At 71.1% G+C, this 19,894-nt stretch carries 20 protein-coding genes; 11 read left to right on the top strand and 9 right to left on the bottom strand.

Annotation, left to right across the window (positions count from 1 at the left end; translation table 11 throughout):
* Positions 1-34 precede the first annotated feature (34 nt).
* Positions 35-931, bottom strand: coding sequence for a TauD/TfdA family dioxygenase (locus tag ASF45_RS18115; protein ID WP_056665647.1), 897 nt, complete (start codon positions 929-931; stop codon positions 35-37).
* A gap of 179 nt (positions 932-1,110) precedes the next feature.
* Entirely contained in the window at positions 1,111-3,765 is a 2,655-nt protein-coding gene (locus ASF45_RS18110) for an excinuclease ABC subunit UvrA (protein WP_162244026.1), read from the bottom strand.
* A gap of 198 nt (positions 3,766-3,963) precedes the next feature.
* Here ASF45_RS18110 and ASF45_RS18105 point away from each other — a divergent pair, with 198 nt between their 5' ends.
* Positions 3,964-5,559: a rhodanese-like domain-containing protein gene (locus ASF45_RS18105; protein ID WP_056665640.1), complete on the top strand. Its 1,596-nt coding sequence runs from the start codon at positions 3,964-3,966 to the stop codon at positions 5,557-5,559.
* Here ASF45_RS18105 and ASF45_RS18100 read toward each other — a convergent pair.
* Positions 5,556-7,151, bottom strand: a complete 1,596-nt coding sequence (locus tag ASF45_RS18100) for a gamma-glutamyltransferase family protein (protein WP_056665637.1) — start codon at positions 7,149-7,151, stop codon at positions 5,556-5,558. The two genes, ASF45_RS18105 and ASF45_RS18100, sit on opposite strands and share 4 nt — an antisense overlap.
* A 30-nt stretch (positions 7,152-7,181) precedes the next feature.
* The gene (locus ASF45_RS18095) at positions 7,182-8,162 is read right to left on the bottom strand and encodes a tripartite tricarboxylate transporter substrate binding protein (protein WP_056665634.1); all 981 of its coding nucleotides are present in this window, start codon (positions 8,160-8,162) and stop codon (positions 7,182-7,184) included.
* Between the two features lie 341 nt (positions 8,163-8,503).
* On the opposite strand from ASF45_RS18095, the gene ASF45_RS18090 reads away from it, so the two are divergent.
* Both ASF45_RS18090 and ASF45_RS18085 read left to right on the top strand, forming a co-directional pair.
* Positions 8,504-9,190, top strand: a complete 687-nt coding sequence (locus tag ASF45_RS18090) for a GntR family transcriptional regulator (protein WP_235580958.1) — start codon at positions 8,504-8,506, stop codon at positions 9,188-9,190.
* A complete protein-coding gene (locus tag ASF45_RS18085; RefSeq protein WP_056665628.1) occupies positions 9,187-10,302 on the top strand; it encodes an NADH:flavin oxidoreductase/NADH oxidase in 1,116 nt (371 codons plus the stop codon). The genes ASF45_RS18090 and ASF45_RS18085 overlap by 4 nt, the downstream gene beginning before the upstream one ends.
* Here the strand turns inward: ASF45_RS18085 and ASF45_RS18080 are convergent.
* Positions 10,262-11,194: a sterol desaturase family protein gene (locus ASF45_RS18080; RefSeq protein WP_056665626.1), complete on the bottom strand. Its 933-nt coding sequence runs from the start codon at positions 11,192-11,194 to the stop codon at positions 10,262-10,264. The genes ASF45_RS18085 and ASF45_RS18080 overlap by 41 nt on opposite strands.
* Positions 11,195-11,287: 93 nt before the next feature.
* Between ASF45_RS18080 and ASF45_RS18075 the strand changes: the two genes are divergently transcribed.
* The 7 genes from ASF45_RS18075 to ASF45_RS18045 all read left to right on the top strand — a co-directional run bounded on the left by ASF45_RS18075 (position 11,288) and on the right by ASF45_RS18045 (position 14,974).
* Positions 11,288-11,560: a VF530 family DNA-binding protein gene (locus ASF45_RS18075; protein ID WP_056665623.1), complete on the top strand. Its 273-nt coding sequence runs from the start codon at positions 11,288-11,290 to the stop codon at positions 11,558-11,560.
* 59 nt (positions 11,561-11,619) lie between these two features.
* Positions 11,620-12,123 (top strand): GAF domain-containing protein, encoded by a 504-nt coding sequence (locus ASF45_RS18070; RefSeq protein ID WP_082551113.1) that lies wholly within the window; start codon positions 11,620-11,622, stop codon positions 12,121-12,123.
* A gap of 22 nt (positions 12,124-12,145) precedes the next feature.
* Complete coding sequence (locus ASF45_RS18065) at positions 12,146-12,508, top strand: response regulator (protein ID WP_056665615.1); 363 nt, start codon at positions 12,146-12,148, stop codon at positions 12,506-12,508.
* Positions 12,509-12,658: 150 nt separating this feature from the next.
* Complete coding sequence (locus ASF45_RS18060) at positions 12,659-13,189, top strand: spore coat protein U domain-containing protein (RefSeq protein WP_235580957.1); 531 nt, start codon at positions 12,659-12,661, stop codon at positions 13,187-13,189.
* Positions 13,190-13,229: 40 nt separating this feature from the next.
* On the top strand, positions 13,230-13,580 hold the full coding sequence (locus ASF45_RS18055; RefSeq protein WP_056665612.1) for a TfoX/Sxy family protein: 351 nt from the start codon (positions 13,230-13,232) through the stop codon (positions 13,578-13,580).
* 4 nt (positions 13,581-13,584) lie between these two features.
* Positions 13,585-13,899: a hypothetical protein gene (locus tag ASF45_RS18050; protein ID WP_056665609.1), complete on the top strand. Its 315-nt coding sequence runs from the start codon at positions 13,585-13,587 to the stop codon at positions 13,897-13,899.
* Positions 13,900-13,924: 25 nt separating this feature from the next.
* Positions 13,925-14,974 carry a patatin-like phospholipase family protein gene (locus ASF45_RS18045; RefSeq protein ID WP_056665605.1) on the top strand — a complete coding sequence of 350 codons (1,050 nt, stop codon included), beginning with the start codon at positions 13,925-13,927 and terminating at the stop codon, positions 14,972-14,974.
* Positions 14,975-14,976: 2 nt separating this feature from the next.
* On the opposite strand, the gene ASF45_RS18040 is transcribed toward ASF45_RS18045, so the two are convergent.
* The gene (locus ASF45_RS18040; RefSeq protein WP_056665602.1) at positions 14,977-15,795 is read right to left on the bottom strand and encodes a THxN family PEP-CTERM protein; all 819 of its coding nucleotides are present in this window, start codon (positions 15,793-15,795) and stop codon (positions 14,977-14,979) included.
* A gap of 251 nt (positions 15,796-16,046) precedes the next feature.
* A complete protein-coding gene (locus tag ASF45_RS18035) occupies positions 16,047-16,907 on the bottom strand; it encodes a copper chaperone PCu(A)C (protein WP_235580956.1) in 861 nt (286 codons plus the stop codon).
* Between the two features lie 47 nt (positions 16,908-16,954).
* On the opposite strand from ASF45_RS18035, the gene ASF45_RS35450 reads away from it, so the two are divergent.
* A complete protein-coding gene (locus ASF45_RS35450; protein ID WP_156473081.1) occupies positions 16,955-17,119 on the top strand; it encodes a hypothetical protein in 165 nt (54 codons plus the stop codon).
* Positions 17,120-17,143: 24 nt separating this feature from the next.
* On the opposite strand, the gene ASF45_RS18030 is transcribed toward ASF45_RS35450, so the two are convergent.
* Both ASF45_RS18030 and ASF45_RS18025 read right to left on the bottom strand, forming a co-directional pair.
* Positions 17,144-19,435 carry a TonB-dependent receptor gene (locus ASF45_RS18030; protein WP_056665596.1) on the bottom strand — a complete coding sequence of 764 codons (2,292 nt, stop codon included), beginning with the start codon at positions 19,433-19,435 and terminating at the stop codon, positions 17,144-17,146.
* A gap of 88 nt (positions 19,436-19,523) precedes the next feature.
* Positions 19,524-19,889: a DUF2946 family protein gene (locus tag ASF45_RS18025; RefSeq protein ID WP_056665772.1), complete on the bottom strand. Its 366-nt coding sequence runs from the start codon at positions 19,887-19,889 to the stop codon at positions 19,524-19,526.
* Positions 19,890-19,894 lie beyond the last annotated feature (5 nt).

The raw sequence follows: 19,894 nt of genomic DNA, 5'->3' as shown, positions 1-19,894 counted from the left end.
GCGCTGCGTGGGCAGAAAGACGGGAACAGGAAGATCAGAAGGGCTGGTCGCCCTCGATCGTGGTGCGGTAGAGCTTGCGGCGCTCGCTGTCGGGCGTGCCGGCCGCCAGGTGCAGCACCGAGCGGTTGTCCCAGAACACGATGTCGTGCGGCAGCCACCGGTGGCGCAGCTGGAACGCGGGCTTCGTGCTGGCGGCGAACAGCAGCTCGAGCAGCGCGCGGCTCTCGTTCTCGGGCAGGCCGACGATCTTGGTCGTGAAATGCTCGCTGACGAACAGCGCCTTGCGGCCGGTCTCGGGATGGGTGCGCACCACCGGGTGCACGACGGGCTTCACCTCATCGAGCTGGGCCTGCGTGAGCGCCGGGCGCCAGGGGCTGCGCGCGCGCAGTTCCTCGTACTTGGCCAGGTAGCTGTGCTCGGCCTTCAGGTTGGCGATGCGCGCCTTCACGGGCTCGGGCAGCGCCTCGTAGGCCGCATGCTGGTCGGCGAACAGCGTGTCGCCGCCCTCGCCCGGCAGCTCCTGCGCGTGCAGCAGCGAGCCCAGGCTGGGCTTTTCCTTGTACGACAGGTCCGAGTGCCAGTAGTGACCGGCATCGCCCAGGCCGATGGGCTGGCCGTCCACCTTGATGTTGGAGACGATCAACACCTCGGGATGGCCCTCCAGCTGGAACTTCTTCTGCACGTGGATCTGCAGCGGGCCGAAGCGGCGCGTGAAGGCCACGTGCTGGTCCGGCGTGATGCGCTGGTCGCGCAGCACGAGCACATGGTGGTCCAGGTGGGCGCGGTGCAGGCGAGCGAAGTCGGCGTCGTTGAGGGGCTGGGCCAGGTCCAGGCCCAGCACCTCGGCGCCGAAAGGCGCATCGAGACGGCGCACTTCGAAGGCCTGGGCGGGTGCGCCGGACAGGGCGGGAGAATCGAGCAAGGCGGACATGGGGGGCAAGAAGAAGCTGCACGGTGCAGCGATGCGCCGCACTGTAGGCCGCCCCTGCGCGCCGACCAACGATTGTTTATTTGCTTGCTTATGCAAAAAACTTCTGTGCAAGGCCGGTCGATCTCACAAGTGTGTTTTGCGCATGCGCACATGCGCAGAACGCGCAACGCCTTCGCGCTTCAGCGCAGCGCCTGCGCCAGGTAGGGCGCCGTGGCGCTGCCGCGCTGCCTGGCTACCTTGTCCGGCGGGCCGGCCACGACGATGCGCCCACCCTCGGGCCCCGCCCCCGGCCCCATGTCGATGAGCCAGTCGGCCGCGGCCGCCACACGCATGTCGTGCTCCACCGCGATGACGGTGTTGCCCGCGGCCACGAGCCGGTCGATCTGCGCCAGCAGCCGGTCCACGTCGGCGGGATGCAGGCCGGTGGTGGGCTCGTCCAGCACGTACAGCGTGCGGCCGTTCTGCGGCCGGTGCAGCTCCGTCGCGAGCTTGATGCGCTGGGCCTCGCCACCGCTGAGCTCGGTCGCGGGCTGGCCCAGGCGCAGGTAACCCAGGCCGATGTCGCGCAGCACATCCAGCGGGCGCAACACGGCGGGCTCCTCGGCGAAGCGCGTGCAGGCCGCTTCGACAGTGAGATCCAACACGCCGGCAATCGTCAGGCCCTGCCAGGCGACCTTGAGCGTGGCCTCGTTGTAGCGTCGGCCCTGGCAGGTCGGGCATGGCGCGTAGACGCTGGGCAGGAACAGCAGTTCCACGCTCACGAAGCCCTCGCCCGCACAGGTCGGGCAGCGGCCCTTGGCCACGTTGAACGAGAAGCGGCCGGCATCGAAGCGGCGCCGCCGTGCCTCGGGCGTGGCCGCGAACAGCTTGCGTACGGCGTCGAACAGGCCCGTGTAGGTGGCCAGGTTGGAGCGCGGCGTGCGGCCGATGGGTCGCTGATCGACCTGCACCACGCGCGCGATGTACTCCATGCCCTCTGCGATGCGGCCTTGCACGGGTGGCATGGGGGCCTGTCCGGTGTCGTCGCCCTCGGCCGCGGTCTGCTCCTCTTCGGGTTCGGCCGGCGCATGCAGCTGGCGCCGCACGAGGTCCAGCACGGCCTGGCTGACCAGGCTGGTTTTGCCCGAGCCCGAGACGCCCGTGACCACGCTCAGGCAACCGATGGGGAAGTCCGCGTCCACGCCATCGAGGTTGTGGTGCCGCACCTGCTGCAACCGCAGCCAGGCGCGCGGTTCGCGCACCGTGCGCGGCGTCGGCCTGGCGCCCGCATCCGGAAACAGATAGGGCCGCGTCTGCGAGCGTGCAATCGCCGCCAGCCCCGCCGGCGGGCCGCTGTAGAGCACCTCGCCGCCATGGCTGCCGGCGGCCGGCCCCACGTCGACCAGCCAGTCGGCCACGCGCATGGTGGCCACGTCGTGCTCGACCACGAACAGCGTGTTGCCGGCGGCCTTGAGCCGGTCCAGCGCCTGGTGCAGCGCCTCGCCGTCGGCCGGGTGCAGGCCGGCGGACGGCTCGTCCAGCACATAGACCACGCCGAACAGCTTGGAGCCGATCTGCGTCGCCAGGCGCAGTCGCTGCAACTCGCCGGCCGACAGCGAGGGCGTGGCACGGTCCAGCGCGAGGTAGCCCAGGCCCAGGCTCTGCAGCGTCTGCAGCCGCGCGAGGATCTCGCCGGCCAGGCGCTGGGCGGCCAGGGTCTTCTCCTGCGAATCCTCGGGCGTGCGCAGCACGTCGTCGGCCCCGGCATGGCGGGCGTTGGCTGCCGCGCGCGGGCGCGCTGTGCGGGTGCCGGAGGAAGCGGTCGCGCGGCCTTGCGCGGCTGGCGCCAGGCACTGCGCCAGCTCGGCCAGCGGCATCGCGCCCAGCGCCGCGATGTTGTGGCCCGCAAAGGTCACGCCCAGCGCTGCAGGCTTGAGCCGTCGCCCCGCGCACAGGCTGCAGGCCTGGCCCACCATGTACGGCGCGACGCGCTTGCGCATGGCCGCGCTCGGGCTGTTGGCGAAGGTCTGCAACACGTAGCGCCGCACACCCGTGAAGGTGCCCATGTAGCTCGGCGCCATCTTGGCCTTCACGGCTGCGCGCACCTCGTCGCGGTCGAAGCCGGCATAGACGGGCACGGTCGGCTGCTCGTCGGTGAACAAAATCCAGTCGCGCGTGCGCTGCGGCAGGTCGCGCCAGGGCCGGTCCACGTCGTGCCCCAGCGTGGTCAGGATGTCGCGCAGGTTCTGACCCTGCCAGGCGCTGGGCCAGGCCGCAACGGCGCGCTGGCGGATGCTGAGGCTGTCATCGGGCACGGCCGAGCGCTCGGTCACGTCGTAGACGCGGCCCAGGCCATGGCATCGCGGGCAGGCGCCCTGCGGCGTGTTCGGCGAGAAGTCCTCCGCGAACAGCATGGCCTGGCCCGGCGGATAGTGGCCCGCGCGCGAGAACAGCAGCCGCAGCAGGTTGGAGACGGTGCTGACGCTGCCGACCGAGGAACGCGCCATGGGCGTGCCGCGCTGCTGCTGCAGCGCTACCGCGGGCGGCATGCCCTCGACCGCATCGACCTGCGGAATGCCGGCCTGGTCCACGAGCCGGCGCGCATAGGGCGCGATCGAGTCGAGGTAGCGCCGCTGCGCCTCGGCGAACAAGGTGCCGAAGGCCAGCGAGGACTTGCCCGAACCGGAGATGCCCGTGAACACCACGAAGGCGTTGCGCGGGATGTCGACATCGACGTTCTTGAGGTTGTGCTCACGCGCGCCGCGCACCTGGACGAAGCCCTCGTGCTGCGAGGCTGCGGGCGGATGGGCAGCGCGCGGCGGCGCTCGACGGGGGGCTCGTGCCAATGGGGACATCCTTGGTGGCGAAGGGAAGGCACCAGTGTGCGCGAACAGGCGTGCCTGTCCACCACGCACGACGCCGTTGCGTTGTCGGCCGAATGCCCGCGGCCGACCGCTGCCCACAACGTGCCGGCCGAATGCAAGCACGTTTTGCGCATGTGCTGATGCGCTGGCCGCGCAAGCGCATGGGCGGCGCGCGCCTATGCTCGCCGCATGCCCCTGCTTTCACTGACACCCGCCGAAGTCCGCGCCGCGCTGCTGGCGCGCGACGAGATCGCCCTGCTCGACCTGCGCGAGGAAGACCCGTTCGCCCAGTCGCACCCGTTGTGGGCCGCCAACCTGCCGCTGTCGCGCATCGAGCTGGAGGCCTGGCGCCGCATTCCGCGGCGCGACACGCCGATCGTGCTGTACGGCTTGCACGATGGCGAAGACCTGGTGCCGCGCGGCGCGGCCGTTCTGGCCGCGCTGGGCTATACGCAGGTGCACGCGCTGGCCGGTGGCCTGGACGCGTGGATCGCCGCGGGCGGCGAGGTGTTCCGCGACGTCAACGTGCCGAGCAAGTCATTCGGCGAACTCGTGGAGCATGAGCGCCACACGCCCTCGCTGGCCGCCGAGGAGGTGCAGGCGCTGATTGCCGCGGGCGCCGACGCCGTGGTGGTGGACGCGCGCCGCTTCGACGAGTACCAGACCATGAGCATCCCGGGCGCGACCAGCGTGCCGGGCGCCGAGCTCGTGCTGCGCGTCCGCGAGCTCGCGCCCGACCCGGCCACGACCATCGTCGTCAACTGCGCGGGCCGCACGCGCAGCATCATCGGCACCCAGTCGCTGGTCAATGCGGGCGTGCCCAACCCCGTGGCCGCGCTGCGCAACGGCACCATCGGCTGGCTGCTGGCCGGCCAGCGGCTGGACCATGGCGCGGCGCGGCGCGCGCCCGCGCAGGTCGCGCCCGAGCGCCTGGCCCAGGCGCGCCAGGCCGCAAGCGACACGGCCCGGCGTGCCGGCGTGGGCCGCGCCACGCCGCAGGCGCTCGCCCGGTGGCGTGCCGAGCCCGGCCGCACGCTGCACGCCTTCGACGTGCGCACGCCCGAGGAATACGCCGCCGGCCACCTGCCGGGCTTCGCGAACGCGCCGGGCGGCCAGCTCGTGCAGGAGACCGACCACAGCGTGCCGGTGCGCGGCGCGCGCATCGTGGTGGTGGACGACGACGGCGTGCGCGCGAACATGACGGGCTCCTGGCTGGCGCAGATGGGCTGGGAGGTTCACGTGCTCGACGGTGCCGGGCCGTTCACCGAATGCGGCGCCGCGGCTGCCGCGCTGCCACCGGCGCCGCGCGCCGAACCGATCGGCGCCGCGCAGCTGGCGGCTGCGCTGGCGGGCACCGTGGTCATCGACCTGGGCCCGGGCCAGGCCCATGTGCGCGGCCACATCCCGGGCGCCTGGTTCGCCATCCGCGCGCAGCTGCGCCAGGCGCTGGATCGGTTGCCGGCAGCGCAGCAGTATGTTCTGACCAGTGCCGACGGTGCGTTGGCCCCCTATGCCGCCCCCGAGCTGCGCAGCCTGCTCGACGCACGCGGACGGCAGGCCAGCCGTGTGCTGGTGCTCGCAGGCGGCACGGCGGCCTGGGCCGCCGCCGGCCTGCCCCTGGAGCCCGGCGAGCCGCGCCTGGCCACGCCGCGCACCGACCGCTACCGCCGTCCCTACGAAGGCACGGACGCGCCGCGCGCGGCCATGCAGGGCTACCTCGACTGGGAGTTCGGCCTCGTCGCGCAGCTCGCGCGCGACGGCACGCACCTGTTCAAGGTGCTCTAGAAACCCACGGCCTGGCCGTCGCGGCGCGAGTCGCTGGCCGCCAGGTAGCCGCCGTCCACGCGGTGGATCAGCTGGGCCGAGCCGAACTCCAGGCTGTCGCCGGGGGCCACCTGCACGTCGTGGCCGCGCGCGCGCAGTTCCTGCGCCACGGCGCCTGGCAGATGGGCCTCGACATTGACGACCGGGCCGTTCTCGACACGGAAGCGCGGCGCGTCGCTCATGGCCTGCGGGTTCTGGCGGAAGGCCGCCAGCCGCATCAGCATCTGCAGATGGCCCTGCGCCTGCATGGAACCGCCCATCACGCCGAAGGCCATCAGCGGCTGGCCGCCTTGCGTCACGAAGCCCGGGATGATGGTGTGCATGGGCTGCTTGCCCGGCGCCACGCAGTTGGGATGGCCGGCCTGCAGGCTGAAGCTCTCGCCACGGTTGTGCAGCGCGATGCCGGTGCCGGGCACCACCACGCCCGAGCCGAAGCCGCGGTAATTGGACTGGATGAAGGACACCATGGAACCGCCCGCATCGGCCGCCGCGAGGTAGACGGTGCCGCCCGGCTTGGGCACGCCGGCCATGGGCACCGAGGAGCGGTCCATGTGGATCAGCGCGGCGCGCGACGCGAGGTACTGCGGGTCCAGCAGCGCCGCTGGCGGCACCTGCATGTGGGCCGGGTCGGCCACATGGGCGTGCAGGTCGGCGAAGGCCAGCTTCATGGCCTCGATGGCCAGGTGGTAGAAGTCCGGGCTGTCCAGGCCCATGGCCTCCACGTCGAAGCGCTCGACGATGCCCAGCGCGACCAGCGCCGCGATGCCCTGGCCGTTGGGTGGCAGCTCGTGCAGAACATGGCCGCGGAAGGCCTGGGCGATGGGCTCGACCCAGGCCACCTGGTGCTGTGCGAGGTCTTGCGCAGCGAGGACGCCGCCGGTCTTGCGCGCATGGTCCACGATGCGCTCGGCCAACGTGCCCTCGTAGAAGCTGCGGCCGCCCGTCGCCGCGATCTCGCCCAGCGTGCGTGCCTGGTCGGGGCAGCGCCAGCGCTCGCCCGCGCGCGGCGCGCGGCCCTCGACGAGGAAGGTGTCAGAAAAGCCAGGCTGCTCCAGGAGCACCGGCACCTGCGCCGCCCATTGCCGTGCGATCTGCGGCGAGACCAGGAAGCCGTCTGCCGCGTAGGCGACGGCGGGCGCGAACAGCTGCGCGAACGGCAGCTTGCCGAAGCGCTCGGACAGCGCTCGCCAGCCCGCCACCTGGCCCGGCACCGTGACGGTGTCCCAGCCGACCTTGGGCATGGCGCTGCGGCCCGCGAAATGCGCCGGCGTCCAGCGCGCCGGCGCGCGGCCGCTGGCGTTGAGACCGTAAAGCCTTCCTTCGTGCCAGACCTGGGCGAACAGGTCGCCGCCGATGCCGTTCATGACCGGCTCCACCACCGTCAGCGTGATGGCGGTGGCGATCGCCGCGTCGATGGCGTTGCCGCCTTCGCGCAGCATCTGCAGGCCGGCCTGCGCGGCCAGCGGCTGGCTGGTGCTGACGGCGTTGGCCGCGAGCAGCGGCATCTTTTGCGAACGGTAGGGAAAGGACCAGTCGAAATCGGGCATGGGCATGGTGTGGGGTGGAAGGGAGGCGGTGTGCTGCTACTGCATGGTGATGCCGGACTGCTGCACCAGCTTCTCGGTGCGCGGCACCTCGTTGCGCACGAAGGCCTCGAAATCGGCGACGGAGCCGCCGCGCGGCTCTGCGCCGGTGGCGGCCAGGCTGTCGCGGAAGGCGGCATCCTGCAGCAGCTTGTTGATCTCGGCGTTCAGGCGGGCCACGATGGGCTGCGGCGTGCCTGGGCTGGCGACGATGCCGTACCAGGGCGCGATGTCGTAGCCCGGGTAACCCTGCTCGGCAATGGTGGGAATCTCCGGCGCCATCGCCGACCGCGTGGCGCTGGACACGCCCAGCGGGTTCAGCTTGCCGGCCTTGACCTGCGGCAGCGCGGTCATGATGGTGTCGAAGTACATGGCCACCTGCCCTGACAGCAGCGCCGGGATGGCCTCGCCCGCGCCCTTGTAGGGCACGTGCACGATGTCGATGCCGGCCTGCTGGCGCAGCATCTCGCCGGCCATGTGCGAGGTGGTGCCCGCACCGAACGAGGCATAGGTCAGCTTGCCGGGGTTGGCCTTGGCGTAGGCCACCATCTCGGGCACGGTCTTGAACGGCAGCGAGGGGTGCGACAGCAGCACGTTGGGCGTGATGGCGACCACCGCCACCTTCGCGAACGCATCGGGGTCGTAGCTGAGCTTCTTGTAGAGGAAGCGGTTGGTCACCATCGAGGCCGGGCCGCTCATGAGCAGCGTGTAGCCGTCGCCGGGCGCGCGGGCCGCCGCATCGCTGCCGATCATGGCGGCGGCGCCGGGCTTGTTCTCGACGACGAAGGCCTGGCCCAGGGCCTTGGCCAGGCCAGTGCCGAGTTGCCGGCTGATGAGGTCCGTGGCGGCCCCGGCCGAGAACGGCACCACGATGCGGACCGGCTTGGTGGGCCAGGCCGGCGCGGGCGTTTGCGCGCTGGCGCTGCCCACTGCCAGGACCACGGCCGCCAGGATGGACGTGCGCAACGACTCAAGAATCATGGAAGGAATCCCCGTCTGACGAATGAAGGTCTGGTCTGGCGGCCGCGAACCCAAGGCCGCCGCGAGTATCCCGCAATTTTCTGGATCTTTGGATATTTGGATCCAACTTGTAGGACGCACCCTCCCAAGCAATTGCCAGGCCAGTCTCGATGGAATCGCTGGCGACGGACGGCGCCCCTTGTCCCTGTGACAGCGCCCAGGCGTGCGCAGCCCATGCACCGAACCGGTACCTGCACCGGCTGCCCGTGCACCGCAGCAGGGCAGCCTCGACCAGCGCACGGACAGCCCCACCCCTAGAATCGCGCGGCCGGCCGTGCAAATCCCCTGCTTCCTTGATGCTGATGCAACACTCTTCCTCGTTCGAATCCCCGCACTCGACCGCCCAGGAGGAGGCCTACCAGCACATCCGCCATGCCATCCGCATGGGGCTGCAGCGGCCCGGTTCGCGCCTGGTTCCCGAGGAGATCGCCAGCGCGCTGGGCATGAGCCGCATGCCCGTGCGCGAGGCCTTGAACCGGCTGGCCGCCGAGGGCCTGATCGTGATGCGGCCCAACCGCGGCGCCGTGGTGCGCGACCTCACCGAGAAGGAAGTGCGCGAGGTCTTCGAGATGCGCGCCGTGCTGGAGGGCCTGGCCGCAGCCATGGCGGCGCGGCGCGTGAGCGCGGACGACATCCACGACCTCGAGCAACTGCTGGCCAAGATGCAGCGCAGCGCGGCCCACACCTCGGACTGGATCACGGTGCACCGGCAGTTCCACGAACGCCTGTGCGCCGTCAGCGACGCACCGCGGCTGATGCACCAGATTTCGGCGCTGCATTCGGTGATCGAGCCGCTCATGCGCATCTGGATGGAGGCCCGCCCCTCGGTCGACTACGTGCAGGACGTGCACCGCGAGATCCTCGCGGCGCTCAAGGCCGGCGATGCCGATGGCGTCGAAACCCTGGTGCGTGCCCACATCCTGCGCACCATCGCGGGCATCACCGCGCCGCGCACATCCGCCCCCGATACCGCCACCGTACCCCCATGAGCCAGCTCTTCCAGCCCCTGCAGATCGGCCCGCTCCGGCTGGCCAACCGCATCGTGATCGCCCCCATGTGCCAGTACTCGGCCAGCGAAGGCACGCCGGGCGACTGGCACCTGATCCACCTGGGCCGGCTCGCGCTGTCGGGCGCAGGGCTGTTGGTCCTGGAAGCCACGGCCGTCGAAGCCGAAGGCCGCATCAGCGCAGCCGACCTGGGGCTGTATTCGGATGCCAACCAAGCCGGCCTGGCGCGCGTGCTGGCCGCGCTGCGCGCGCACTCGCCCATGCCGGTGGCGATCCAGCTCGGCCATGCGGGCCGCAAGGCCTCCAGCCGCGCGCCCTGGGACGGCGGCGCCCAGGTGCGCTCGACCGCGCCCGGCGGCTGGCAAGGCGTCTCGGCCTCCGCGCTGCCGCACGCGCCGGGCGAGGAAGCCCCACGCGCGCTCGATGCCGCCGGGCTGCGCCGCGTGCGCGAGGCCTTCGCGGCGGCGGCCCGCCGTGCCGCCCGTCTGGGACTGGACGGCATCGAGCTGCACGCCGCGCACGGCTACCTGCTGCACCAGTTTCTGTCGCCGCTGTCCAACCAGCGCACGGACGCCTACGGCGGCAGCCTGGACAACCGCATGCGCTTCGTGCTCGAGGTGTTCGACGCCGTGCGCGAGGCCTTCACGCCCGGCCAGCCGGTCTGGGTGCGCGTCTCGGCCACCGACTGGGTGCCGGGCGGCTGGGATGTGGAAAGCACCGTGGCGCTGGCGCAGGCCCTCCAGGCGCGCGGCTGCGCGGCCATCCATGTGTCCTCGGGCGGCGTCTCGCCGCAGCAGGCCATCGCACTGGGGCCGCTCTACCAGGTGCCGTTCGCCGAACGCCTGAAGGCCGAGGTCGGCCTGCCGACCATCGCCGTGGGCCTCATCACCGAGCCCGAGCAGGCCGAGGCCATCGTCGCCGAGGGCCGGGCCGACGCCGTGGCCATCGCGCGCACGGTGCTGTACGACCCGCACTGGCCCTGGCATGCCGCGGCGAAGCTGGGCGCCCAGGTGGTGGCCCCGCGCCAGTACTGGCGCTCGCAGCCGCGGGAATTCAAGGATCTGTTCGCAGGCGCGGCGTTCGGGGCGCGCTGAGCGGCGCGCCCGCGGCGCCGGCGGCCTGCGCGCGCAGCGCCTCGGTGGTCTCGTGCGCGCCGGTCGGCGACCAGCCCGGCGGCATGGCCAGATGGCCCAGCAGCGCGCGCAGGCTGCGCACCTTGGCCAGGTCGCGCGCCAGCGCGATCCACTGCGCCAGCTCCACGGTGAACGGGTTGCGGCTGGTCATGGGGTGCACCAGGCCGTAGCGGCAGGGCAGGTCCTCGCGCTCGGCGACATAGGTGCCGAACAGCCGGTCGAACACGATCAGCACGCCGCCATAGTTGGCATCCAGGTACTCAAGGTTGGCCGCGTGGTGCACGCGGTGGGCTGAGGGTGTGTTGAGCCAATACTCCAGCCAGCCCAGCTTCGGAATCCAGGTGGCGTGCGGCCAGAACTGGTAGAGCAGGTTCAGCGTCAGCGCGGCCAGCACCAGCCGCAGGTCGAAGCCGAGCCAGACCATGGGCAGCAGGAACACGACGTTGCCGGTCAGCTTGCCGAACATGCCGATGCGCAGCGAGGCGCCCAGGTTCAGCTGGTTGGGGGTGTGGTGCACGGCATGGTTGCACCAGAACCAGCGCACCCGGTGGCCGGCGCGGTGCAGCCAGTAGTAGAAGAACTCCAGCAGCAGGAAGAGCAGCAGCGCCATGCCGACCGAATCCACCGGGACCGTGGCCAGCCGGTGCTGCTCGACCCAGCGCACCAGCGGCGCAGCGACCGTGAACGGCACGAACACGGTCAGCGCGATGCGTCCCGCGTAGTCGAACAGCGAGATGCCGTAGGCCCGCCAGTCGTAGTGCCCGCGGCGCGACAGCACCACGCCCTCCAGCAGCGACAACAGCAGCACCGCGGGTGCGGCGCCGAACAGCAGGATCTTCTCGATGGTGTTCATGGCGTGGGGCCTCGGCCGGCCGGGATTGTGCGCCCGCGCACGGCCGCGCGGCGAGGCAGGCAAACCCGCGGCCGGCTGTGGCAGCATCGCCACGTGAACGACGCCCACCCCAAGCCCCCACCCGCGCAACCGCGCAACCCGCTGCACGGCCTCACGCTGGAACGCATCCTGACCGAGCTCGTGGCCCACTACGGCTGGCCGGGACTGGCCGACCGCATCGCACTGCGCTGCTTCTCGAGCGAGCCGAGCATCTCGTCGAGCCTGAAGGTCCTGCGCAAGACGCCCTGGGCGCGCGAGAAGGTCGAAAGCCTGTACCTGTTCATGCTGCGCGAACAGCGGCGCGAGGCGGGCGGTGGCAAAGTCTGACATCGTCGGCCGCGTCCGACATGCCGCGTGCTGCGCTGCGGCTACGCTCGGCGCCTGACATGCCATCTGCACCGCTGCCCGCCGACGAAGATGCCCGCCTGCGCGCCCTGCGGGCGCTGCTGGTGCTGGACACCCCGCCCGAGGAGCGCTTCGACCGCATCGTGCGCTTCGCGGCCGAGCAGATGGACATGCCGATCGCACTGGTCAGCCTCGTCGACGGCGACCGCCAATGGTTCAAGTCGCGGATCGGCATGGCGGCGGCACAGACCGCCCGCGACATCTCCTTCTGCGCGCACGCCATCCTCCAACCCGGCACCTTCGTCGTCGAGGATGCGCTGCTGGACGCCCGCTTCGCCGACAACCCGCTGGTGACCGGCGCCCCCCATGTCCGCTTCTATGCCGGCGCGCCGCTCAGCGCACCGGGCGGTGAGCGTGTCGGAACGCTGTGCGTGCTCGACAGCAGGCCCCGCAACCTGGATGCCGTGGAGCTGGCGGTGCTGGAAGCCTTGCGCACCCTGGTCAACCAAGCTTTGGTCGGCGAACAGCCAGAGGACGGCGCGTGACGGCCCCGCCCGCCCGCCGGCCGTGCTGCTGGTCGAACCCCAGTTCGTGATGCGCAGGACCATGGTGGCGGTCGGGCGTGAACTCGGTCTCTTCGAGTTCCACGAAGCCTCCAGCATCGCGCGCGCCTTGCCCATGCTGGAAGCCCGGCGCTTCGGCGGCATGGTGCTGGACCTGGACGACGGCAGCGACGCGCTCACGCTGCTCGAACGCGTGCGCGCAGGAGAATTCGTGTGCCGTCCAGACCTGCCCGTGGTCGCGCTGACCTTCCCGGTTTCCGCGGAAGCGTCCAGGCGCCTGGAGGCACTCAAGCCGCTGCGCACCCTGGACAAACCCTTCAAAGTGCGGGAATTGTTGGCATCCGTGGCCTTGATGGCCAAAGCCTGAAGCCGGAATTTGTAACAGCGACTGCCCGAAATGTGACAACCTGGGCTTTTCTCGACACAATTGCCAGCAGAGAATCGTGCACTAGCCGAACAAACCCGGCGCAACGCCATGATGAACACCCAAAAATTCTCGCTTTTCCTTGCTTCGGCCTTGCTCGCAGCTGCTAGCGCCGCACAGGCCGGCGGCATGGGCGGCCAACTCATGACGCAGATGACGCTGACGGGCGGTTGCGCCGTGTCGGGCAGTTCGGGCAGCGCGTCCAGCGCCAACTTCGGCACGCTGGATTTCGGCATCCAGCCTTCCACCTTCACGGGCGTGCTGCTGGCCACGGCCAGCGGCGGTGCCGGCGGCGCGGGCACCACGCAGATCGTCTGCTCGCCCGACGTGAACGCCATGTCGGTCAGCGTGAACGCCGGCAACAACCCCGGCCAGGGCGCCAGCGTCGGTGCCGGCACGCGGGCCATGCGCCTGGGCACGTCCAGCTACCTGCCCTACGAGGTCTACAGCGACGCCGCCATGACCACCGCCTACCCCACCAGCGGCAGCGCCGTCGGCGTCTCGCTGGCCGCCAACGGCGGTGCCTTCGCGCTGCCGGTCTTCGCCCGCGTCAACAAGACCAACGCCGGCGCCGTCCCCTCGGGCACCTACGCCGACACCCTGCAGGTCACCCTGAGCTGGTGAGCACGCTGGCGCCGGCCCTGCCCGGCGGACCGACACCGCCATGAGCCAGTTCGCCGACAGCCTGCACGAGGTGTTCGAGCGCTTCGGCCCTGTCGCGGTGCGCCGCATGTTCGGCGGGCACGGCGTGTTCCATGACGGCCGCATGTTCGCGCTGCTGGCAGGCAACCGGCTGTACCTCAAGACCGATGCGCACAACCTCGCCAGCTTCACCGCCCGGCAGTTGCCGGCCTTCGCCTACCTGCGCAAGGGCGAGCCGGCGCGCATGAACTACCACGAGGCCCCGGCCGAGGTCTTCGACGACCGCGACGAGGCGGCGCGCTGGGCGCGGCTGGCCTGGGATGCCGTGCTGCGCGCCGGCGCTCCCGCTCCGAAACGCGCACGCCGGCGCTGACGCCTTGGCCACCGCCGACCTGCGCGCACAGTACGAAGCCGAGGTGGCGGCCCTGCAGGCGCTGGCGGCCGGCATGCTCGGCGCCGGCGACAGCGAGGAACAGGTGGCGCGCTGGACCGTCGCGCAGCGCAACGCGCTCAAGCAGCGCTTTCGCGCCCACACCCCTGCAGACGAGCTGGCCAGGCTGCAGGCCTGGACCCGCGCCCGCTACGGCAACCCGCTGGGCCCATCGGCGGACCAGCTCCATGCGGCCGGCAAGTCCTGGCGCCAGATCATCGAAGGCGCCGCCCGGCCCGGGCGCTACCGCGGCAAGTCCTGACAGATGGCCGTGGCATGCTGCAGGCATGCGCTGGCCCACCCTGCCCTTTCGAACACCCCAACGTCCGGCCCTGAACCTCGCCCTGCAGGGCGGCGGCGCGCACGGCGCCTTCACCTGGGGCGTGCTGGACGCGCTGCTGGAGGCCGATCGCTTCGCCATCTCCGGCATCAGCGGGACCAGTGCCGGCGCCATCAACGGTGTGCTGCTGGCCCATGGGCTGGTGCAGGGCGGCCCCCCGGCCGCGCGTGCCGCGCTGGCCGGCTTCTGGAGCGCGATCGGTAGCCGCGTCCCGTTCGAATGGCTGACCGTGGGCCAGGACGAGGCGCTGGCCTTCAACCCGCTTGCGCGGCTGATGCTGCAGTGGTCGCAGCTGTTCGCGCCGCACGAGCTCAATCCGCTGGGCCGCGACCCCCTGCGCGAACTGCTGGCCGAGCAGGTCGATTTCGCGGCGCTGCGCCATGCGTCCGCGCCGCGACTGGCGATCGCGGCCACGCATGCCAACAGCGGGCGGCTGCAGGTCTTCGACAACGCCGCGCTCGGCCTGGACGCGGTGCTGGCCTCGGCCTGCCTGCCCACGCTGCACCACACCGTGGTGATCGAGGGCGAGCCGTACTGGGACGGCGGCTACAGCGCCAACCCGGCCCTGCTGCCGCTGCTGGCCGATGCACGCTGCGCCACCGACACGCTGCTGGTGCTGCTGGCCCCGCGCCAGCATGCGCGCACGGCGCGCCAGCGTGCCGAGATCGCCGAGCGCGCCATGGACATCGCCTTCCAGGCTCCGTTCCTGCGCGAACTGGACCTGCTGGCCACGCTGCAGGCCGACGCCGGCATGCGCTGGTGGCCCGGCGGCGGCGTGGCCGCCCGCATCGCCCGCGCCCGCTGGCATCTGGTGGACGGCGGGCCGGTGCTGGCCGCGCTGCGCGGCGAGACGCGGCTCATCGCGCACCTGCCCTTCCTTGAACACCTGCGCGACGCCGGGCGCGCCGCCGCGCAGGCCTGGCTGGACGGGCCGGCGCACCATGTCGGCCAGCGCAGCAGCACGGCGCTGCGCGCGCTGGCCCAGGGACAGGTCTGAAATCAGCCCTGTTTGGTGCCCTGGCGGCGGCGGATGCCGGCCAGGCCCAGCAGGCCCAGGCCCACCAAGGCGACCGATGCCGGCTCCGGCACCGCGGTGGCGACCACGCGGAACGCGAAGTTCACCGTGTAGTCCTGGCCTTCCGGCGTCGCAAAGCCGTAGCAGCCCGCGGCGTAACCCGCCGCCACGCACTGGGCATCCGTCAGCTGCGTGAACGAGGGATCGGAAATGAATTCGAAGCTGTATTCGTAGCCGTTGTAGACGAAGGATTCACCGAAAGAACCCACCAGGACGAAAATGTCGCTGCAGGGATTCGTTTCCTTCACGGGGCAGGTGGCATTGGTGTTCGGCGTTTCCAGGAAGTAAACGCTGTAGGCCGTCGAAAATACCTGCTCCATGCCTTCGGCATACAGGCTCAACACCGAATCGATCTTGGTGGTGGAGAGCGTATAGCTGTTGGCGCCCAGTGCGTTGTTGTTGTAGTGGGTGTAGCTGTTGGCGGCGACGAAGCTGCCGTTGGTGTCCACGGTGCCCGTGGCCGGCGTGTTCGTGATCTCCAGGCCGCTGCGCGTGCCCGCGGCGATGCTGCCGGTCTTCTGGCCCCACTGCAGCAGCGTGTCGCTGGTCCAGTAGCTGGTGCTGCTGTTGATCGGGTTGGCCGGGTTGGTGCCCGAACTCACGAAGGTCGTCGCCGAGGGGTCGGTGTCGAACGCGCTGGTGATCGCGTAGGTCCAGGTGGTGACGGGTGCCGCCGAGGCCGCGCAGGCGGCCAGAGCCAGGGTTGCCGCAAGGCCGGCGCGGGTGAATGTGATGTGTCGCATAACAGATCCTCAAATGCTGAAACAGAAGAAGGCCAACCGGAGTTGACCCTTTTTAATCAGCAATCCGCATGCCCCTCTCGATATTCTCCATTGCCGTCAGGCACTTTGAATTGATCGAAGAAAGCGCAGAATCTTCGGCTGTCAGTTATTCCGACGATGGCTCTCGATATTCGGTGACTTCAATCGAAACCCGGAATATCAAGGCATCACACTTATTCAATTCGGCGCACGCGGCGTCATATTCGGCCGATTCAATGCACGTGGCCGCCGGCCGGTGCGACCTGCCCCTCGGGCACGCCCACCGGCACCTGCACCTCGCGCTGGCTGGCCACGCCCCTGGCGTCGACGAAGCGCAGCGTCAGCGGCAGCTGCGTGCCCTTGGCCAGCGGCTGCTTGAGGTCCATCAGCATCAGGTGGTAGCCGCCCGGCTTGAACTCCACGGGCTGGCGCGCCGGCAGTGCCAGGCCGTCCTTGAGTTCGCGCATGCGCATGGTGCCGCCGTCCATCTGCATCTCGTGCAGCTCGGCCACGCCGGCCAGCGGCGTCGCCACGCCCACCAGGCGCAGGCCCTGCGGCGCGCTGAGCTGCATGAAGGCGCCCGTGCCGCTCTGGCCCGGCACGCTGGGCCGGGCCCAGGCGTTCTTCACGTCCACCGCGGCCACGCCGGGCGGCAGAACGTCCAGCCGCGCGGCCGGGAACGGCAGCTTGGCGCTGGCGTCGGCACCCGGCAGCTGCGCCCAGTCGGCGCTCTGCGTGCCGCAGTCCTGGCGCACCGGGAAGCACAGCGTGCCGGGCTGGCCGGTCAGCTTGCCGCGCACCACGAACTCGGCACGCTCTTTGTCGGGCAGCGCGCTGGCGGCGTCGGCCGTCCAGCGCACCTCGCGCGCGCTGCTGGAAAGCGCCCAGCCGGCACGCGGCTGGGCCTCCACGAGCGTGAAGCCCTCGGGCAGGCGGACGGTGACGGCCGTGGTGGCGGCCGTGTCCTTGCAGGCATGGCCGACGCGGAACGCGGCCTCGTAGTCGCTGCCGGCGGCGGCTCCGCCGGGCGGCAGCGTGATGTGGGCGAAGGCCGGCGCGGCGGCGGCGATCAGGGGAAGCAGAAGTGTGCGCATGGTGGTCATCCTTTCATTGCAATGGTTGGCTGCGGTGCATGTCAGCCATGGAGTACGAAGTCGGCGAGCAAGCCGTGGTTCGAGTGGCCGCGGAGCAGGCCGTGCCAACGGACGCCGCGGAGCAGGCCGTGCCAACGGACGCCGCGGAACTGGCTCTGCCAGGCCGCTGGCGGCGCCCCCTGGAGGGGGGATGGGACGGCTACACGCAGTGAGCCGTCCAAACGGGGGTGGGCTCATCACAGGTCGAACTGGAGTTGCGCGTGGTAGGTGCGCTGCGGATAGGGGTGGAAGGCCCAGAACTGCTGGTTGTTGAGGTTGTCCACGCCGAAGGCGGCCGACCACTGCCGGTCGATCTGCCAGCGCAGCCGCAGGTCCAGCGTGAGGTAACGGCTGGCGCCGAAGTAGGTGAAGGGGTTGGTGTCGCTGTTGTCCAGGTTGCTGTACTGGCGGCCGCTGTAGCGCGCGGCCAGCGTGGCGGACCAGCGGTCGTCGGCACGCCAGGTGGCCAGCGCCGTGGCGCGCCAGCGCGGCACGCGCGGCTGCCACTTGCCCACGCTGGCCGGGTTGGCCGCATTGGCCACGGTCTTGCTGTTGGCGAAGGTCACGCTGCCGGAGAGGTCCAGGCCGCGCAGGGCCACATCGCTCGCGTTGGCCGCCAACTCCACGCCGAACGTGCGCACCTTGTCCACGTTCTGCACGCGCGAGACCGTGCTGCCGGGGATCAGCTGGCTGATGAGCGCATTGCGCGTGGTCTCGTGGAACAAGGTGGCACGGGCCAGGCCCGTGCCCAGGTCGCGCTCGGCCGTGAGTTCGCTGGTCCAGGATTTCTCGGGTTGGAGGTTCGGGTCGTTGACGAAGTCCAGCGCGCCGCCCGAGGTCGCGCCATACAGCTCGCCCACGGTGGGGTAGCGCACGGCGCGGCCGAGCGAGGCCTTGAGCACGGTCTGCGGCGTGAGCTGGTACGCCAACGCGGCCTTGGGCGAGACATCGGACTGGCTGCGCGCAGCGTAGGCCAGCCGGCTGCTGGCCGTGGCGCTCAGGCCATCCTCGGCCTGCCAGTGCTCCCAGCGCGCGCCCAGCACGGCCTTCCACTGCGGTGCGAAGGCCCAGGCGTCCTGCGCCCAGGCGTACCAGGTGCTGGTGCGGCCGCCGACCTGGCTCACGAGCGCGCCACCCTCGCCGCTGCGCCAGTCGCCGGCCACCGCCATCTTGGCGATGTTGAGTTCATAGGCATCGCGGCCCAGACCGAAGTCCACGATGTGTTCCCCGCCGACGCCCTGCGGCCGCCAAGTGCCCTTGGCCGCGAACTGGCTCCAGCCCGTGCCGTCCTGCGTCTGCAGCGTGCCCGCGCCGCCGTTGGCGGCCTGCGGCAGCGCAGTGGTGGGCGCGCGCTGGCGGTCCCGGGCGTAGTCGTACAGGCTGGCCACGAGCTCCCAGTCCCAGGTGCCCAGGGTGCGGCTCTTGAGCGAGAAGCCGTGCATCCAGTGCGTCTGCGCGTCGTCGGTCGAGGGGAAGGCCGTCGCGCCCAGCTGGTGGCTGCGCCCGTCGATCTGCACCGGGCCGCTGTAGACGGGGTTGCCGGCCGCATCGCGCAGCCAGCTCTGAGACCGGCCTTCGGACTGGTTCTGCCACCAGCCCAGGGTGTAGCTGGCGCGCAGCTGCGGCGTGATGTCGTAGGCCAGCTTGAGCTTGGCCTGGTCCTGCGCGGTCGTGTACTGCGTGGCGCTGCCCAGTAGCCACCAGGGCTGGCCCGTGAGGTTGCGGCCCGGTACCGCACCCGTGACGGGCACGCCGCTGCCACCGGCCTGGCCGGCCGACTGCAGCGCGGTGGCGAAGGTCTGCGGCTGGCCTTCGCTGCGGCCGCGCTGCAGCGCCAGCCACCAGGACCAGTCGCCGCTCCTGTTGCCCAGCGAGGCGCTGGTCTGCCAGGAGGTGAAGGTGCGGTCCGTCCCGTACAGGTGGTTGGGCTGGGCCGCGTAGCCCAGGCGGATGTGGGCCTCCAGCTTTTTCGGCATGCGCGTCACGTAGTCGACCACGGCGCCGGCCGAGTTGCCTGGGTAGGCGGCCGAGAACGGGCCGTACATCACGTCCACGCGCTCGATCTCCTCGGGCGTGACCAGGCCCCAGCGCGGCGCGTAGTTCGTGCCGTTGGCGATGCCGTTGCCCAGGAAGTTCGACAGCAGGATGCCGTCGGCATAGACGGCCGAGCGTGCGCTGTTGCCCGTGCCCGAGGCGCGCGTGGACAGGATGGCGTGGTTGTAGTCGCCGATGTAGCGCTTGCGCACCAGCAGGCTGGGCAGGTACTTCAGCGCGTCCTCGGCATCGGTGGCGTTGACGGTGGTGGCGATCTGCGCGCGCGTGACGCCCTCCACGGTGGTCGGGATCTGCGTGGGCAGCGAGCTGGGCTGGCCGCCGCTGACGGTCACGACGCCCAGGGATTTCTGGCGCTCGGGCGCATCGTCTGCGGCCTGCGCCAGGGCTGCGCCGGCCGCGACTGCGCCCGACAGCAGCACGGTGATCTTGTGCATGGAAAAAGCTCTCTCGGATGGCGGGCCAAGGGCCCGCCGCTGCATGGCAAAGAAAGGGCGCAGCAGCGCTGCGCCATCGATGGCAATGTCAGGCGAGCGAGGGCGGTCCGCGCGCCGGCAGCGGCGCCGCGGTGGCCGCGGCGATGCGCGCGGCGGGGATGGGCTGGACCGCATGGCCCAGCGGCAGCACGGCCGGCAGCGCGGCCACGGACGGCAGCGGCGGCGCGCCGCCCAGCACGCACAGCGGGCAGTCCAGGTGGCCGGCGCCCATCTCCTGCACGCCGTCATCGGTGTGCACCACGGCCTTGATGAGGCCGGCGCCCGAGCAGATCAGCTCCATGGCCTGCGGCTTGACCACGGGCGAGGCGATGGCCGCGCCCAGCGACAGCAGGAACAGCGCGAGCACGCCGCGCACCAGGCCCGCGCCCGGCCGCCGGCCTGCCACCAGGGGCATGCGGG

This window comes from Pseudorhodoferax sp. Leaf265 (assembly GCF_001422365.1).
In the GTDB taxonomy this organism is placed as follows: Bacteria; Pseudomonadota; Gammaproteobacteria; order Burkholderiales; family Burkholderiaceae_C; genus Pseudorhodoferax.
The sequence above is the reverse complement of the archived record's forward strand: the minus strand, read 5'-3'. Positions and strand labels throughout refer to the sequence as shown.

Coding starts and splice junctions, on each gene's coding strand:
- ASF45_RS18115 (WP_056665647.1), bottom strand. CDS start 931: ATGTCCGCCTTGCTCGATTCTCCCGCCCTGTCCGGCGCACCCGCCCAG.
- ASF45_RS18110 (WP_162244026.1), bottom strand. CDS start 3,765: ATGTCCCCATTGGCACGAGCCCCCCGTCGAGCGCCGCCGCGCGCTGCC.
- ASF45_RS18105 (WP_056665640.1), top strand. CDS start 3,964: ATGCCCCTGCTTTCACTGACACCCGCCGAAGTCCGCGCCGCGCTGCTG.
- ASF45_RS18100 (WP_056665637.1), bottom strand. CDS start 7,151: ATGCCCATGCCCGATTTCGACTGGTCCTTTCCCTACCGTTCGCAAAAG.
- ASF45_RS18095 (WP_056665634.1), bottom strand. CDS start 8,162: ATGATTCTTGAGTCGTTGCGCACGTCCATCCTGGCGGCCGTGGTCCTG.
- ASF45_RS18090 (WP_235580958.1), top strand. CDS start 8,504: ATGCAACACTCTTCCTCGTTCGAATCCCCGCACTCGACCGCCCAGGAG.
- ASF45_RS18085 (WP_056665628.1), top strand. CDS start 9,187: ATGAGCCAGCTCTTCCAGCCCCTGCAGATCGGCCCGCTCCGGCTGGCC.
- ASF45_RS18080 (WP_056665626.1), bottom strand. CDS start 11,194: ATGAACACCATCGAGAAGATCCTGCTGTTCGGCGCCGCACCCGCGGTG.
- ASF45_RS18070 (WP_082551113.1), top strand. CDS start 11,620: ATGCCATCTGCACCGCTGCCCGCCGACGAAGATGCCCGCCTGCGCGCC.
- ASF45_RS18055 (WP_056665612.1), top strand. CDS start 13,230: ATGAGCCAGTTCGCCGACAGCCTGCACGAGGTGTTCGAGCGCTTCGGC.
- ASF45_RS18045 (WP_056665605.1), top strand. CDS start 13,925: ATGCGCTGGCCCACCCTGCCCTTTCGAACACCCCAACGTCCGGCCCTG.
- ASF45_RS18040 (WP_056665602.1), bottom strand. CDS start 15,795: ATGCGACACATCACATTCACCCGCGCCGGCCTTGCGGCAACCCTGGCT.
- ASF45_RS18035 (WP_235580956.1), bottom strand. CDS start 16,907: ATGCGCACACTTCTGCTTCCCCTGATCGCCGCCGCCGCGCCGGCCTTC.
- ASF45_RS35450 (WP_156473081.1), top strand. CDS start 16,955: ATGGAGTACGAAGTCGGCGAGCAAGCCGTGGTTCGAGTGGCCGCGGAG.
- ASF45_RS18030 (WP_056665596.1), bottom strand. CDS start 19,435: ATGCACAAGATCACCGTGCTGCTGTCGGGCGCAGTCGCGGCCGGCGCA.
- ASF45_RS18025 (WP_056665772.1), bottom strand. CDS start 19,889: ATGCCCCTGGTGGCAGGCCGGCGGCCGGGCGCGGGCCTGGTGCGCGGC.